Origin of the sequence: Pseudomonas songnenensis (genome assembly GCF_003696315.1) — a bacterium.
Taxonomy (GTDB): domain Bacteria; phylum Pseudomonadota; class Gammaproteobacteria; order Pseudomonadales; family Pseudomonadaceae; genus Stutzerimonas; species Stutzerimonas songnenensis.
Genome location: NZ_RFFN01000003.1, coordinates 75860 through 91468, shown reverse-complemented (window position 1 = coordinate 91468; position 15609 = coordinate 75860). Strand labels below are relative to the sequence as shown.

At 59.9% G+C, this 15609-nt stretch carries 11 protein-coding genes; all 11 read left to right on the top strand.

Going from position 1 to position 15609, the window contains the following annotated elements; genetic code table 11:
* Positions 1–78 precede the first annotated feature (78 nt).
* Complete coding sequence (locus tag EA798_RS09090) at positions 79–1143, top strand: pilus assembly protein PilM (RefSeq protein WP_122098744.1); 1065 nt, start codon at positions 79–81, stop codon at positions 1141–1143.
* Entirely contained in the window at positions 1143–1715 is a 573-nt protein-coding gene (gene pilN, locus EA798_RS09085) for a type 4a pilus biogenesis protein PilN (RefSeq protein ID WP_106155997.1), read from the top strand. Before EA798_RS09090 ends, pilN begins: the two co-directional genes overlap by 1 nt.
* The gene (pilO, locus tag EA798_RS09080) at positions 1712–2335 is read left to right on the top strand and encodes a type 4a pilus biogenesis protein PilO (RefSeq protein WP_122098743.1); all 624 of its coding nucleotides are present in this window, start codon (positions 1712–1714) and stop codon (positions 2333–2335) included. The genes pilN and pilO overlap by 4 nt, the downstream gene beginning before the upstream one ends.
* Positions 2332–2859 (top strand): type 4a pilus biogenesis lipoprotein PilP, encoded by a 528-nt coding sequence (gene pilP, locus EA798_RS09075; RefSeq protein WP_122098742.1) that lies wholly within the window; start codon positions 2332–2334, stop codon positions 2857–2859. The genes pilO and pilP overlap by 4 nt, the downstream gene beginning before the upstream one ends.
* A 53-nt stretch (positions 2860–2912) precedes the next feature.
* Positions 2913–4994 (top strand): type IV pilus secretin PilQ, encoded by a 2082-nt coding sequence (locus tag EA798_RS09070; protein WP_122098741.1) that lies wholly within the window; start codon positions 2913–2915, stop codon positions 4992–4994.
* Between the two features lie 5 nt (positions 4995–4999).
* Positions 5000–5545 carry a shikimate kinase AroK gene (aroK, locus tag EA798_RS09065; protein ID WP_122099116.1) on the top strand — a complete coding sequence of 182 codons (546 nt, stop codon included), beginning with the start codon at positions 5000–5002 and terminating at the stop codon, positions 5543–5545.
* Between the two features lie 23 nt (positions 5546–5568).
* Positions 5569–6672, top strand: a complete 1104-nt coding sequence (gene aroB / locus EA798_RS09060; protein WP_122098740.1) for a 3-dehydroquinate synthase — start codon at positions 5569–5571, stop codon at positions 6670–6672.
* Positions 6673–6682: 10 nt separating this feature from the next.
* The gene (locus EA798_RS09055) at positions 6683–8218 is read left to right on the top strand and encodes an AAA family ATPase (protein ID WP_122098739.1); all 1536 of its coding nucleotides are present in this window, start codon (positions 6683–6685) and stop codon (positions 8216–8218) included.
* 173 nt (positions 8219–8391) lie between these two features.
* Positions 8392–12840: a glutamate synthase large subunit gene (gene gltB, locus EA798_RS09050; RefSeq protein ID WP_122098738.1), complete on the top strand. Its 4449-nt coding sequence runs from the start codon at positions 8392–8394 to the stop codon at positions 12838–12840.
* A 107-nt stretch (positions 12841–12947) separates the two neighbouring features.
* The gene (locus tag EA798_RS09045; RefSeq protein WP_106155990.1) at positions 12948–14366 is read left to right on the top strand and encodes an FAD-dependent oxidoreductase; all 1419 of its coding nucleotides are present in this window, start codon (positions 12948–12950) and stop codon (positions 14364–14366) included.
* Positions 14367–14505: 139 nt separating this feature from the next.
* Positions 14506–15570 (top strand): uroporphyrinogen decarboxylase, encoded by a 1065-nt coding sequence (gene hemE, locus EA798_RS09040; RefSeq protein WP_122098737.1) that lies wholly within the window; start codon positions 14506–14508, stop codon positions 15568–15570.
* Positions 15571–15609 lie beyond the last annotated feature (39 nt).

Genomic DNA, 15609 nt, shown 5'->3' with positions numbered 1-15609 from the left:
CGCTTCTGTCAAGGCTGTTATCTAATGTGGATAAACATAATTAATCCGTAAGTTGCGGATAAAGATAGGAAATCGGTCGTGCTAGGGCTCTTCACTAAGAAAGCGAACACGCTGCTTGGGATCGATATCAGTTCGACCTCAGTCAAGCTCCTCGAATTAAGTCGATCGGGTAATCGGTACCGTGTTGAGGCCTATGCCGTCGAGCCGCTTCCGCCGAATGCCGTGGTCGAAAAGAACATCGCCGAACTCGAGGGTGTTGGTCAGGCTTTGCAGCGCGTGGTCGCCAAGTCCAAAACGGGATGCAAGTCGGCCGTTGTGGCTGTTTCGGGGTCTGCGGTCATCACCAAGATGATCGAGATGGATGCTGGGCTGTCCGACGAAGAGCTGGAAAATCAGCTTAAGATTGAAGCCGACCAGTACATTCCATACCCGCTTGAAGAAGTTGCGATCGACTTCGAAGTTCAAGGGCCTGCTCCTCGTGCTCCGGGCAGAGTCGAGGTGCTGTTGGCTGCCTGTCGTAAAGAAAACGTCGAGATTCGAGAGGCTGCGCTAGCGTTGGCTGGGCTCACCGCAAAAGTGGTAGACGTCGAAGCTTATGCATTGGAGCGGTCGTACGGCCTGCTCTCATCTCAGTTGGGCTCAGGGCATGGTGAGTTGACTGTGGCAGTTGTGGATATCGGCGCGACGATGACGACGCTAAGCGTGTTGCACAACGGTCGCACGATCTACACGCGCGAGCAGCTTTTTGGTGGGCGGCAGCTGACCGAGGAGATACAGAGACGTTACGGCCTCTCTCAGGAGGAGGCCGGCCTCGCCAAGAAGCAGGGTGGTCTTCCAGATGACTATGACAGCGAGGTGCTTCTTCCGTTCAAGGAGGCTGTCGTACAGCAGGTGTCCCGCTCGTTGCAATTCTTCTTCGCGGCCGGGCAATTCCATGATGTCGATTGCATTCTGCTTGCGGGTGGTACTGCATCCATCCCCGGTCTCGATCACATGATTCAGCAGAAGATCGGTACCCACACTTTAGTGGCTAATCCCTTCGCCGATATGGCTTTGAGTAGCAAGGTCAACGCGGGGGCGCTGGCTAGTGATGCGCCGGCATTGATGATTGCCTGTGGCTTGGCGCTGAGGAGCTTCGACTGATGGCGCAGATCAACTTACTCCCTTGGCGTGAACAGTTGCGAGAAGAGCGAAAGCAGCGCTTTCTCGCGTCTCTCGTCGGTGTGCTTGTTGTCGCAGCGGGCTTGGTGTTTCTTGCTGATCGCTATTTCCAAGGCGCTATAGAACACCAAAATGCGCGAAACGAGTTCGTCAAAAAGGAAATTGCGGTACTTGATGCGCGGATAAAGGAGATCAAGGAGCTGAAAGAGCGCAGGCAACAGCTTCTGGAGCGCATGAAGATTATCCAAGACCTCCAGGGGAATCGGCCAATTATTGGGCGGGTATTTGATCAGCTCGTCAGAACGCTGCCTGACGGGGTCTACTTCACGTCGCTGAAGATGACCGGCAAGAACATTGCAATCGTCGGCGCCGCTGAATCCAATAATCGTGTTTCAAATCTAATGAGAAATCTCGACGGTTCCGATTGGCTTCAGGCGCCTAACCTGAACGAAGTTAAAGCAGTCACCGCTGGCGCTGTGGATCAAGAGAACGTGTTCCAGCTGACGGTGCAGCAGACGCAGCCGGGTGTCTCTACGGAAGGAGCGAAGCCATGAGTTTAGCTGAGTCGCTGGATAGTCTTCGTAAAGTCGACTTTGCGGATCTTGACCTAAATAATCTCGGCTCTTGGCCGGGGCCGGTTAAATTTATTGCAGGAGCTTTTTTGCTCGCTGCAGTTCTTGCCTTGGGTTATTACTTTCATTTGCAGGACATGCAGCTTCAGTTGGAACAGCAGCGGGCTCAGGAAGTGTCGTTGAAGCAGCAATTCTCCACTAAAGCATTCCAGGCGGCCAATTTGGAAGCTTATAAGGAACAGATGGCTGAGATGGAGACTTCGTTCGGCGCTTTGCTTCGGCAGTTACCAAGCGATACTGAAGTCCCAGGGTTGTTGGAAGACATTACTCGTACGGGCTTGGGGAGCGGGTTGGAGTTCGAGGAAATCAAGCTCCAGCCGGAAGTAGCTCAGCAGTTTTATATCGAGTTGCCAATTAATATTAAAGTTGTCGGTGGTTATCACGACTTGGCTACTTTCGTGAGCGGAGTGTCGAGCCTTCCTCGAATCGTAACGCTGCATGATTTCGAGATAAAGCCAGATAAGAACGATGCTACGTCAAAGCTGCGCATGAGTATCGTTGCCAAGACTTATCGCTATAACGACAAGGGGCTGCAGAAATGAGGGGCGCGCTACTCATTGCGCTGGGTTTAAGCCTGGCGGCGCTTTCGGGCTGTGTAGGGAATGCTGACTTCAGCGATCTGCAGCAATACATGGATGAGGTAAGGGCTAAGCCAAAGGGCACGATCGAACCGCTCCCCGCATTTATACCTTACGAGGCCTTTACCTATAGCGCGGCGGCTTTGCGTCATCCCTTTCAGCCGCCAGTAAAGCTTGATCTGGCGCAGCGACAAAGAGGATCAAAGGATATCCAGCCTGATGAGTCGCGCGTTAAGCAGTTCCTTGAAGGCTTCAATATCGAGAACTTCACCATGGTCGGTACGCTGACCAATGGGGGGGGCAGATACGCGCTTATCAAGGGTGGTGATGGAGTTCATCGCGTGAAGATTGGTGACTATCTAGGGCGCAATCACGGCCGGATAGTCGAGATCAGTGAAGCCGGGGTGGACGTAGTGGAAATCGTTCCTGATGGAGAGGGTGGGTGGCTTGAGCGCCCGCGCAGTCTGACTTTGAAAGAGCGCGCCTAGCGCGGGGCAACAGCATGGAAAACCTTTACCGGTCTGCACAACGGAAGCAATTTATGAACACTACCCTTTCACGTCTGGGCGTTTCTCTGCTGGCTGCGTTTATTTCGCCTGCACTGCTTGCGGCCAAGCTCAATGCCCTCGATGTCGCTGCACTGCCTGGTGATCGTGTTGAGTTGAAGCTCGCTTTTGACGAGCCTGTAGCATCGCCGCGTGGCTACACATTGGATCAGCCTGCGCGCATTGCGCTCGATCTTCCTGGCGTTTCGAATAATCTGGGTGCCAAGAATCGTGAGCTGGGTGTTGGTAACGCACGAAGCGTGACGGTTGTCGAGGCGCAGGGGCGCACGCGGCTCATTGTTAATCTGACGTCACTTGTGCCTTACTCCACGCGAGTGGATGGCAAAAATCTTTTTGTAGTTCTTGGCGAAAGCGCCGGGGCTGGGGGGGCTGCAGCTGTGCCGGCGGCGACTGCAGCGCCCGTGGCGGTGTCTGCGCCTGTAAAGGTCGCTCCAGTCGGTAAGGCAATCGAGAACATCGACTTTCGTCGCGGTGACGACGGTGCCGGAAACGTCATTATCAGTCTTTCTGATCCGTCGATAAGTCCAACGATCGAAGAACAGGGCGGCAAGATTCGCGTTATCTTCGACAAGACGCAGTTGCCGGAATCTTTGCGGGTTCGCCTCGACGTCCAGGATTTTGCAACACCTGTACGGTTCGTCGACTCGACTGCTCAATCAGGTAAGGCTAGCATCGCTATCGAGCCAACTGGGCGCTATGACTATCTGGCCTATCAGACCGATAACAAGCTGACCATTAGTATCAAGCCTCTCACCGAAGATGAAGCCGATAAGCGCAAGGCCGATCGTTTTGCCTATTCGGGCGAAAAGCTGTCGCTCAATTTCCAGGATATCGACGTCCGCTCCGTGCTGCAGCTGATCGCTGATTTCACTGATCTCAACCTGGTGGCGAGCGACACAGTCAGCGGCAACATCACTTTGCGCCTGCAGAACGTGCCATGGGATCAGGCGCTGGATCTGGTGCTGAAGACCAAGGGGCTGGATAAACGTCAGGTTGGAAACGTGCTGCTGGTGGCTCCTGCTGACGAAATCGCAGCGCGTGAGCGCCAAGAGCTGGAATCGCAGCGCCAGATCGCCGAGCTCGCGCCGCTGCGCCGGGAAGTGGTGCAGGTCAATTACGCCAAAGCAGCTGACATTGCTCGGCTGTTTCAATCGGTGACCAATACACAAGGGCAAACCGACGAGCGCGGCTCGATGGCTGTTGATGATCGAACGAACAATATTATTGCTTATCAGACCCAGGAGCGCCTGGATGAGCTGCGCCGCATTGTGGCGCAGTTAGATATTCCAGTAAGGCAGGTGATGATCGAGGCTCGTATCGTTGAAGCCAACGTAGACTACGACAAGGCGCTGGGGGTGCGTTGGGGTGGGACGCAGTTGTTCGCGAACGGACGCGGCGCGGTGTACGGCAACGATGACTTCGGTGACGAGGGTGGAAACTCGGGCGACGAAAGCAGTGGTAACTTTCCTTTCGTCGATATGGGAGTGACCAACCGCACTGCTGGGATTGGCATCGGATACATAACTGACAATCTTATCCTCGATCTTGAGCTGTCGGCGATGGAGAAGTCTGGCAATGGAGAGGTTGTATCCCAGCCGAAGGTGATGACGGCCGATAAGGAAACAGCAAAGATCCTGAAGGGCTCCGAAATCCCATATCAGGAAGCAAGTTCCAGTGGTGCTACGTCCACTACGTTCGTAGAGGCGGCGCTCTCACTGGAGGTTACTCCCCAGATCACGCCCGACAATCGAATCATCATGGAGGTAAAGGTCACCAAGGATGAGCCCGATTTTGCGAACGATGTGAATGGCACCCCTACGATTCGTAAGAACGAGGTGAACGCAAAGATCCTGGTCAATGATGGCGAGACGGTGGTGATTGGCGGAGTTTTCTCTAACACCCAGAGTCGATCCGTTGATAAGGTTCCTTTCCTTGGCGATCTACCTTATCTTGGCCGCATGTTCCGGAGAGACATTGTGGCTGACTCGAAATCCGAGTTGCTGATCTTCCTCACTCCCAAGATCCTCAACCATCAGGCTGTCGCCGTGAGTCGTTGACGTCGTTGAAGAATATTATTCTCATAGGCCCGATGGGTGCTGGAAAGAGCACCATCGGGCGTTTGCTTGCCAAAGAGCTGCGTCTGCCGTTCAAAGACTCCGACAAGGAGATCGAGCAGCGGACCGGAGCCAGCATCCCGCTGATATTCGATGTCGAGGGGGAGGCAGGCTTTCGTGAGCGTGAGCGAGCGGCTATTGCGGAGCTTTGTCAGCTTGAAGGCGTGGTGCTCGCGACCGGTGGTGGCGCGGTGTTGCGGGACGATAATCGGCGGGCGCTTCGTGCGGGCGGTCGAGTCATCTATCTCTGTACGTCGGTTGATCAGCAACTCGAGCGTACGTCGCGCGATCGCAATCGGCCGTTGTTGCAGGCTAGCGATCCTCGCAGCGTGCTGACTGCTTTGATGGCGGTTCGCGACCCTCTATATAGATCCATTGCGGATATCATCATCGAGACCGACGAGCGCCCGCCGAGGCTTGTTGTTATGGAAATTCTCGATCGGCTCGCGTCACTACCGCCCCGTGAAAGCCACGATGAATCTGCGCTATCCTAGCCCCCTTTATTCTTGGGGGCCCCATGCAGACTCTTCAGGTCGATCTCGGCGAGCGTAGCTATCCCATCCATATTGGCGAAGGGTTGCTCGATCGCCTGGAGCTGTTCAGCGACAAGATTCGCGGTCGGCAGGTTGCCGTTGTCACTAACGAGACGGTTGCGCCGCTGTATCTCGACCGATTGACTCGCACTCTTTCCAATTACGCTGTCACGCCAGTGGTTCTTCCCGATGGGGAAGAGCACAAGAACTGGCAGACGCTCCAGCTGATCTTCGACGCCCTGCTCGGGGCGAGACATGACCGCAACACCACGATCATTGCGCTGGGTGGTGGCGTTGTCGGCGACATGGCTGGGTACGCGGCGGCCAGCTATCAGCGTGGCGTCGACTTCATTCAAGTGCCCACTACATTGTTGTCGCAGGTGGACTCTTCGGTCGGCGGTAAGACTGGCATCAACCATCCGCTGGGCAAGAACATGATCGGTGCGTTCTATCAGCCACGTGCGGTGATTATCGATACGACCACGCTGGCTACCCTGCCTGTGCGCGAGTTGTCGGCAGGGCTGGCCGAAGTGATCAAGTACGGATTGATCTGCGACGAGCCGTTTCTCAGTTGGCTGGAAGACAACATCGATCTGATTCGAACGCTTGATTCTGTGGCACTGACCGAGGCTATCCAGCGTTCCTGTGCCGCAAAAGCGAAAGTGGTCAACGCCGATGAGCGCGAGTCCGGGGTGCGGGCCATCCTGAATCTGGGTCACACTTTTGGTCATGCGATCGAGACTCATATGGGCTATGGCGTATGGCTGCATGGTGAGGCTGTCGCAGCAGGAACCGTGATGGCATTGGAGATGTCATGTCAGCTTGGCTGGATAGGCGCGGCAGAACGTGATCGCGCTATCCGCTTGTTGCAGCGCGCGGCGCTGCCCGTCGTTCCGCCGGCGCAAATGCAGCCGCGGGACTTCCTGGAGCACATGGCCGTCGACAAAAAGGTACTGGATGGCCGGCTTCGTCTTGTACTGCTGCGACAGCTCGGTGAGGCGGTTGTGACAGGCGACTTCCCGCGCGCCGTGCTAGAGACGACCTTGAATGCCGATTACGGCGCAATGACGGAACCTTTGGGAGCATAAGAAGATTTCCATGACCAGCTTGTCTGCGGACGACGCGTTTCTGAATCATTATGGCTTTAGCCATGATCCCTTCGCTGCTCGCGTTCCGGGCTTCAAGTTTTTCCCTGCGCAGCGCAAACCGGTGCTTGGGCAGCTGCATCATCTTGCTCGGTACAGCCAGTTACTGCTGTTGGTAACCGGGCCGGAAGGCAGTGGTAAAACCCTGTTGCGTCAGGCCTTGGTGGCCAGCAGCAACAAGCAGTCGGTGCAGAGTGTGGTCATCACGCCACAGGGCACTATGGACGCCAGCGTGTTGCTCGCACAGATCGCCCAGGCGTTGAACAGTCCGGTTGCCGATTTCGATGGCATCATGGCGCAAGTGACGCAGTTGGCCCTCACGGGTCAGGAAGTTTATCTGCTGGTAGATGACGCTGAGTGTTTGACCGGGGCCGCAGTTGAGACTCTCTTGCGCCTGGCCGCTGGCAGTCCCGAGGCGCGCCCGCACGTTTTCCTGTTCGGCGAACCCGCGCTTGCCGCGCGTCTGGAGGCCCTGAGCGAGGGGGAAGAGCGTTATCACGCCATCGCTCTGCAGCCCTATGAGGAAGACGAGACGCGAGAATATCTTGCGCTGCGGCTCGAGGGAGCTGGCAGCGGAATCGAGTGCCTGAGCGAGGAGCAGATCGTCCGCATCCATGAGCAGTCGAGTGGCTGGCCAGGCGCAATCAATCAGGTCGCGCGTGATGAGTTGCTTGCTGCAATGCAGAGTCGCCGTGGCAGCCGTAAGGCGGGCGGAATAGCCTTTCCTCTCCCTAAACGACACCTGCTGGCAGCTCTCGCGGTGATTGTGGTTGTCGCGGTTGGCTACCTGGCTCTGCGTGGTGGCGACGAACAGCCAGCCCTTCCGCCAGCAGTTACCAGCCTGCCCCTCAATAGCTCGTCGGCCGATGGCTCTGCTGGCCAGGATCGGCAGACGGCAATCGAGTTCGATGGTGAGGAGCGTCCGCTGTCGTTGCCGTTGGGCGGCGATGCGCAGCCCGTGATCCGTGAGCCGCTTGCGGCGGCCGCCGGGGGTGAGGACGACCGCGAAGCTTCCGTTCCGGGGGTGACTGCGCCGACCATGCCAGCACCAGCCCCAGCCCCAGCCCCAGCCCCCGTCGAGCGTGCTCAACCGGTTCCTGCTCCACCCGTCGCCGCTCCTGCTCCTGCTCCCACGGCGCCGGTGCGGCCGAATGTCGCAGAGCGTGCTCCGGCCTCTGCCGCCGCACCGGCCAGCTCAGGTCATGGCGCGTGGTATGCGAGCCAGCCGGGAAGCAACTATCTGGTTCAGATCCTGGGTACGCGCGTCGAGAAGAATGCTCAGGCGCTTGTGCAGCAGCATGGTGGTAGTTACCGCTATTTTGCCAAGCAGCATGAAGGCAAGCCGCTCTACGTCGTCACCTACGGTAATTTTGCTAATCGAGCGGCGGCCGTCGCAGCGGTCAAGTCGCTACCCGCTTCGCTGCAGGCGGGTAAGCCCTGGGTGCGAAGTCTTGCGAGTGTTCAGCAGGAAATAGCGCAGTCTCGTTAAAAAATGCCCCAAAAAAGTGCGCAATGCACCTTTTTGGGGCTTGCAAAAATAAATTGTGCCGATCTAGCGGGCTTTGTAAACTGCTCCCCCTTTTGCCCACGTGAATGACGGGGTGAGTCGCTGCGCCGTCAATAAGGGGTTGATTTACAACGCATTTAGCTGGTGGAGTGCCTATGAGAGCAGGTCTGTTTCGTCCTGAAGAGTTCAAGGATAACTGCGGCTTCGGTCTGATTGCCCACATGCAGGGCGAGGCAAGCCATCACCTGCTAAAGACTGCCATTCAGTCCCTGACCTGCATGACTCACCGTGGCGGCATCAACGCCGACGGCAAAACCGGTGATGGCTGTGGTCTTCTGATGCAGAAGCCGGATGCCTTTCTGCGCGCGATGGCGCTGGAGCATTTCAACGCCGAGCTGCCGGCCCAGTACGCGGTTGGCATGGTCTTCCTCGATCAGGACGCCAGCAAGGCGGATCGCGCTCGTGCTCAGCTGAGCGAACAAATTCAGGCACAGGGGCTTACGCTGGTTGGCTGGCGTGAGGTTCCGGTGGACACCAGCGTTCTCGGGCAGCTGGCGCTCGAGCGTCTGCCGCGCATCGAGCAGGTGTTCGTTTCCGGCGAGGGGCTCGACGAGCGTCAGTTCGGCATCAAGCTGTTCTTCGCCCGCCGCCGCGCCGAAGTCGCACTGGCGGACGACAGCGCCTTCTACGTCTGCAGCCTCTCGGACAAGGACATCATCTACAAAGGCCTGATGATGCCGGCCGACCTCGCCCAGTTCTACCCGGACCTGGGTGACGAGCGCCTCGCGACCGCGATCTGCGTGTTCCACCAGCGTTTCTCCACCAATACCATGCCGCAGTGGCGGCTGGCTCAGCCGTTTCGCTTTCTTGCTCACAACGGCGAAATCAACACCATCACCGGCAACCGCAACTGGGCCCAGGCGCGCCGCCTGAAGTTCGCCAACGAATTGCTGCCGGATCTCGAAAGCCTGTCGCCGCTGATCAACCGCACCGGCTCCGACTCCTCGAGCATGGACAACATGCTCGAGCTCTTGGTCACCGGCGGAATGGATCTGTTCCGTGGCCTGCGCATGATCATTCCGCCGGCCTGGCAGAACGTCGAGACCATGGACCCCGACCTGCGTGCCTTCTACGAATTCAACTCCATGCACATGGAGCCATGGGATGGCCCGGCCGGCGTGGTGCTGACCGATGGCCGCCACGCGGTTTGCCTGCTCGACCGCAACGGGCTGCGTCCGGCGCGCTGGGTGACTACCAAGAACGGCTACATCACCCTGGCGTCCGAAGTCGGCGTCTGGGATTACAAGCCGGAAGATGTGCTGGCCAAGGGGCGCGTCGGCCCGGGGCAGATTCTTGCCATCGATACCCTTACCGGCAAGGTGCTGCACACCGACGACATCGACAATCATCTGAAAGCACAGCAGCCCTACAAGAAGTGGCTGCGGCAGAACGCACTGCGCATTCAGTCGACGCTGGATGACAACGATCACGGTTCGGCCTTCTACGATGCCGACCAGCTCAAGCAGTACATGAAGATGTACCAGGTCACCTTCGAGGAGCGTGACCAGGTGCTGCGCCCGCTGGCCGAGCAGGGCCAGGAGGCGGTCGGCTCGATGGGCGACGATACGCCCATGGCCGTGCTGTCGCGTCGTGTGCGTTCGCCCTACGACTACTTCCGCCAGCAGTTCGCCCAGGTGACCAACCCGCCGATCGACCCGCTGCGCGAAGCCATCGTGATGTCGCTGGAAACCTGTCTGGGTGCTGAGCGCAACGTCTTCGAGGAAACCGCCGAGCACGCCAACCGTGCAATCCTGACCACACCGGTGATCTCGCCAGCGAAGTGGCGCACGATCATGAACCTGGAACGCCCGGGGTTCGAGCGCCTGGTCATCGACCTGAACTACGACGAGAGCATCGGTCTCGAAGCGGCGATCCGCAACATCGCCGACCAGGCCGAGGAAGCCGTGCGCGGTGGCAAGGTGCTGCTGGTTCTCAGCGACCGTCATATCGCCCCGGGCAAGCTGCCGGTGCATGCTTCGCTGGCGGTCGGTGCGGTGCACCACCGCCTGGTCGACACCGGCCTGCGCTGCAGCTGCAACATCCTGGTGGAGACCGCCACCGCACGCGACCCGCATCACTTCGCGGTCTTGATCGGCTTCGGCGCGACGGCGGTGTACCCGTTCCTCGCCTACGAGGTGCTGGGTGACCTGATCCGCACTGGCGAAGTGCTCGGCGATCTCTACGAAGTGTTCAAGCACTATCGCAAGGGCATCTCCAAGGGGCTGATGAAGATCATCTCCAAGATGGGCATCTCGACCATTGCGTCCTACCGTGGCGCGCAACTGTTCGAGGCCGTTGGTCTTTCCGATGAGATCGTCGAACTGAGCTTCCGCGGCGTCGCCAGCCGCATCAAGGGCGCCCGCTTCGAGGATCTCGAGGCCGAGCAGAAGGCGCTCGCCGCTGAAGCCTGGAGCAGCCGCAAGCCGATCCAGCAGGGCGGGCTGCTGAAGTTCGTTTACGGCGGTGAATATCACGCCTACAACCCCGACGTGGTCAGTGCGCTGCAGATGGCGGTGCAGAGCGGTGATTACAGCCGCTTCAAGGAATACACCGCGTTGGTCGATCAGCGCCCGGTGGCGATGCTGCGTGATCTGCTCAAGGTCAAGCTGGCTGAGCAGCCCTTGGCGCTGGAAGAAGTCGAGCCGCTGGATGCCATCCTCAAGCGCTTCGACTCCGCTGGTATCTCGCTCGGCGCCTTGTCGCCGGAAGCTCACGAAGCCATTGCCGCAGCGATGAACCGCATCGGTGCGCGTTCGAACTCCGGTGAAGGCGGCGAAGATCCGGCCCGCTACGGTACCGAGCGCAGCTCGAAGATCAAGCAGGTCGCAACCGGCCGCTTCGGTGTGACCCCGGAATATCTGGTCAACGCCGAAGTGCTGCAGATCAAGGTCGCCCAGGGCGCCAAGCCCGGTGAAGGCGGCCAGCTGCCCGGTGGCAAGGTCAATGGTCTGATCGCGCGTCTGCGTTATGCCGTGCCCGGCGTGACCCTGATCTCCCCGCCGCCGCACCATGACATCTATTCCATCGAGGACCTTGCGCAGCTGATCTTTGACCTCAAGCAGGTCAACCCCCAGGCGCTGGTATCGGTCAAGCTGGTGGCCGAGCCGGGCGTGGGTACCATCGCCGCCGGTGTGGCCAAGGCCTACGCCGACCTGATCACCATTTCCGGCTACGACGGCGGTACTGGGGCTTCGCCGCTGACCTCGATCCGCTACGCCGGTTCGCCGTGGGAGCTCGGCCTCGCCGAAACCCACCAGACCCTGCGCGGCAACGACCTGCGTGGCAAGGTCCGGGTGCAGACCGATGGCGGTTTGAAGACCGGTTTGGACGTGATCAAGGCTGCGATCCTCGGCGCCGAAAGCTTCGGCTTCGGTACTGCGCCGATGATCGCCCTAGGCTGCAAGTACCTGCGCATCTGCCATCTGAACAACTGCGCCACCGGCGTCGCGACCCAGAACGAACAGCTGCGCAAGGATCACTTCATCGGCACCGTCGACATGGTGGTCAACTTCTTCCAGTTCGTTGCCGAAGAAACCCGCGAGTGGCTGGCCAGGCTGGGCGTACGCAGCCTCGGTGAGCTGATCGGCCGTACCGATCTGCTCGAAGTGCTGCCGGGCGACACCGCCAAGCAGAACAACCTCGACCTGACACCGCTGCTCGGCGGCAGCAACATCCCGGCCGACAAGCCTCAGTTCTGCCAGGTGGAAAAGAACCCGCCGTTCGACCAAGGGTTGCTGGCAGAAGAAATGGTCAAGCTGGCCAAGGCCGCCATCGATACCAAGAGCGGTGGCGAGTTCGAGCTGGAGATCTGCAACTGCGACCGTTCCATCGGTGCCCGTGTGTCCGGCGAAATTGCTCGCCAGCATGGCAACCAGGGTATGGCTGGCACGCCGATCACCTTCCGCTTCAAGGGGACAGCGGGCCAGAGTTTCGGCGTCTGGAACGCCGGCGGCCTCCACCTGTATCTGGAAGGCGACGCCAACGATTACGTCGGCAAAGGCATGACCGGCGGCAAGCTGGTGGTCACACCGCCACAGGGCGCGGCCTACCGCTCGCAGGATTCGGCGATCATCGGTAACACCTGTCTATATGGCGCCACTGGCGGCAAACTGTTCGCCGCCGGCACCGCAGGTGAGCGTTTCGCGGTACGCAACTCCGGCGCCCACGCGGTCGTCGAGGGCACGGGCGACCATTGCTGCGAATACATGACCGGCGGCTTTGTCTGCGTACTGGGCAAGACCGGGCACAACTTCGGCTCCGGCATGACCGGTGGTTTCGCCTACGTGCTGGACATGGACAACAGTTTCGTCGACCGCGTGAACAACGAACTGGTCAACCTGCAGCGCATCACCGGCGAGGCGATGGAAGCCTATCGCAGCCATCTGCAGGGCGTGCTGCGTGAGTACGTTGCGGAAACCGCGAGTGAGTGGGGGGCTGAACTGCTGGATAATCTCGACGATTACCTGCGTCGATTCTGGCTGGTCAAGCCCAAGGCGGCCAACCTGGCTTCGCTGCTGTCGAGCACCCGGGCCAACCCGCAATAACAAGAAGCCGCTTCAGGCGGCGGCCCCAGCCCTGGCGGGGCCGCCGCTTACCCTGATTGTCTTGCGGCCGTATGTATTGCCTACGGCTGCTGTTGAGAGGTTTTGAAATGACTGAACGTCTGAATAACGACTTCCAGTTCATCGAGGTCGGGCGCAAGGATCCGAAGAAGAAGCTGCTGCGCCAGCGCAAGAAGGAGTTCGTCGAGATCTACGAACCCTTCAAGCCGCAGCAGGCGTGCGAACAGGCCCATCGCTGCCTGGGTTGCGGCAACCCTTATTGCGAGTGGAAGTGCCCCGTCCACAACTACATCCCCAACTGGCTCAAGCTGGTTTCCGAGGGCAACATCCTCGCCGCTGCCGAGTTGGCGCACCAGACCAACACCCTGCCGGAAGTCTGCGGTCGCGTCTGCCCGCAGGACCGTCTCTGCGAGGGCGCCTGCACTCTCAACGACGGCTTCGGCGCAGTGACCATCGGCTCGGTGGAGAAGTACATCGCCGATACCGCCTTCGCCATGGGCTGGCGGCCGGACATGTCCAAGGTCAAGCCGACCGGCAAGAAGGTCGCCATCATCGGCGCCGGCCCGGCCGGCCTCGGTTGCGCGGATATCCTCGTGCGCAACGGCGTGACTCCGGTGGTGTTCGACAAGAACCCCGAGATCGGTGGCCTGCTGACCTTCGGCATCCCCGAGTTCAAGCTGGAAAAGACCGTACTCAGCCGTCGTCGCGAAATCTTCGGCGGCATGGGCATCGAGTTCCGCCTGAACACCGAGGTGGGCAAGGACATCACCATCGACCAGCTGCTGGCTGATTACGATGCCGTGTTCATGGGTATGGGCACCTACACCTACATGAAGGGCGGCTTCCCCGGTGAGGATCTGCCGGGCGTGTACGACGCGCTGGATTTCCTCATCGCCAATGTCAACCGCAACCTCGGCTTCGAGAAGTCTGCCGAAGACTTCATCGACATGAAGGGCAAGAAGGTCGTGGTACTGGGCGGCGGTGATACCGCGATGGACTGCAACCGCACCTCCATCCGCCAGGGTGCCAAGAGCGTGACCTGCGCCTACCGTCGTGATGCGGCGAACATGCCGGGCTCGCGCCGTGAAGTGAAGAACGCCAAGGAGGAGGGCGTGAAGTTCCTCTTCAACCGCCAGCCCATCGCCATCGTCGGCGAAGGCAAGGTGGAAGGTGTGAAGGTGGTCGAGACGCGTCTCGGCGCGCCGGATGCACGCGGTCGCCGCAGCCCCGAGCCGATCCCGGGTTCCGAGCAGGTGCTGCCGGCCGATGCGGTGGTCATCGCCTTCGGTTTCCGTCCTAGCCCGGCGCCATGGTTCGAAGCCCAGGGCATCCAGATCGACAACCAGGGCCGCGTTGTTGCGCCCGAAGTGGGCAAGTTCAAGCACCAGACCAGCAACCCGAAGATCTTCGCCGGTGGCGACATGGTCCGCGGCTCCGACCTGGTGGTGACGGCGATCTTCGAAGGTCGTCAGGCTGCCGAAGGGATCATGGATTATCTCGGCGTCTGATCCGGCGCTGCCGGGTGTCGACAGGCACCCGGGGCGGCCTGATTTGAATCAAGCCCATAGCTAAATGGCACGGCGCTCGCCGTGCCTTTTTTTTTCCGCTTTGCGACAATGCACGGCACTTTTACGCTGGAACCCTGCCATGACTGCCCTGAAGAACGACCGTTTCCTTCGTGCCCTGCTCAAGCAGCCTGTCGACGTCACCCCGGTGTGGATGATGCGCCAGGCCGGCCGCTACCTGCCCGAATACCGGGCCAGCCGCGCCAAGGCAGGTGACTTCATGAGCCTGTGCATGAATCCTGAGCTCGCCTGCGAGGTGACCCTGCAGCCGCTGGATCGCTATCCACTGGATGCCGCGATCCTCTTCTCCGATATCCTCACCGTGCCGGACGCCATGGGGCTCGGCCTGTACTTCGAGACCGGCGAAGGTCCGCGCTTCAAGAAGGTGGTGAGCAGTGCAGCGGACATCGAGGCGCTGCCGATTCCCGATCCGGAGAAGGACCTGGGCTACGTGATGGACGCGGTGCGCACCATTCGCCGTGAACTCAACGGCCGCGTGCCGCTGATCGGGTTCTCCGGCAGCCCCTGGACCCTGGCGACCTACATGGTCGAGGGCGGCTCGTCGAAGGACTTCCGCAAATCCAAGGCGATGCTCTACGAGAACCCGCAGGCGATGCACGCCCTGCTGGACAAGCTGGCCCAGTCGGTCACCAGCTACCTCAACGGCCAGATCCTGGCTGGCGCCCAGGCGGTGCAGATCTTCGATTCCTGGGGTGGCAGCCTGTCGGCCGCGGCCTATCAGGAGTTCTCCCTGGCCTATATGCGCAAGATCGTCAACGGTCTGATCCGCGAACATGACGGCCGCCGCGTGCCGGTGATCCTGTTCACCAAGGGTGGCGGGCTGTGGCTGGAGTCCATGGCCGAGGTCGGCGCCGAGGCGCTGGGGCTGGACTGGACCTGCGACATCGGCGAGGCGCGCCGCCGCGTCGGTGACAAGGTGGCACTGCAGGGCAACATGGACCCGAGCGTGCTCTATGCCAAGCCCGACGCCATCCGCGCCGAGGTAGCGCGCATCCTGGCGAGCTTCGGTCATGGCAATGGCCACGTGTTCAACCTGGGCCACGGCATCACGCCGGAAGTCGATCCAGCCCATGCCGGCGCCTTCATCGAGTCGGTGCACGAGCTGTCCGCGCAATACCACGCCTGACTTTTCACCGGCTCGAGACGAAACGCCCCGCATCCGCGG

Coding starts and splice junctions, on each gene's coding strand:
- pilN (WP_106155997.1), top strand. CDS start 1,143: ATGGCGCAGATCAACTTACTCCCTTGGCGTGAACAGTTGCGAGAAGAG.
- pilO (WP_122098743.1), top strand. CDS start 1,712: ATGAGTTTAGCTGAGTCGCTGGATAGTCTTCGTAAAGTCGACTTTGCG.
- pilP (WP_122098742.1), top strand. CDS start 2,332: ATGAGGGGCGCGCTACTCATTGCGCTGGGTTTAAGCCTGGCGGCGCTT.
- EA798_RS09070 (WP_122098741.1), top strand. CDS start 2,913: ATGAACACTACCCTTTCACGTCTGGGCGTTTCTCTGCTGGCTGCGTTT.
- aroB (WP_122098740.1), top strand. CDS start 5,569: ATGCAGACTCTTCAGGTCGATCTCGGCGAGCGTAGCTATCCCATCCAT.
- EA798_RS09055 (WP_122098739.1), top strand. CDS start 6,683: ATGACCAGCTTGTCTGCGGACGACGCGTTTCTGAATCATTATGGCTTT.
- gltB (WP_122098738.1), top strand. CDS start 8,392: ATGAGAGCAGGTCTGTTTCGTCCTGAAGAGTTCAAGGATAACTGCGGC.
- EA798_RS09045 (WP_106155990.1), top strand. CDS start 12,948: ATGACTGAACGTCTGAATAACGACTTCCAGTTCATCGAGGTCGGGCGC.
- hemE (WP_122098737.1), top strand. CDS start 14,506: ATGACTGCCCTGAAGAACGACCGTTTCCTTCGTGCCCTGCTCAAGCAG.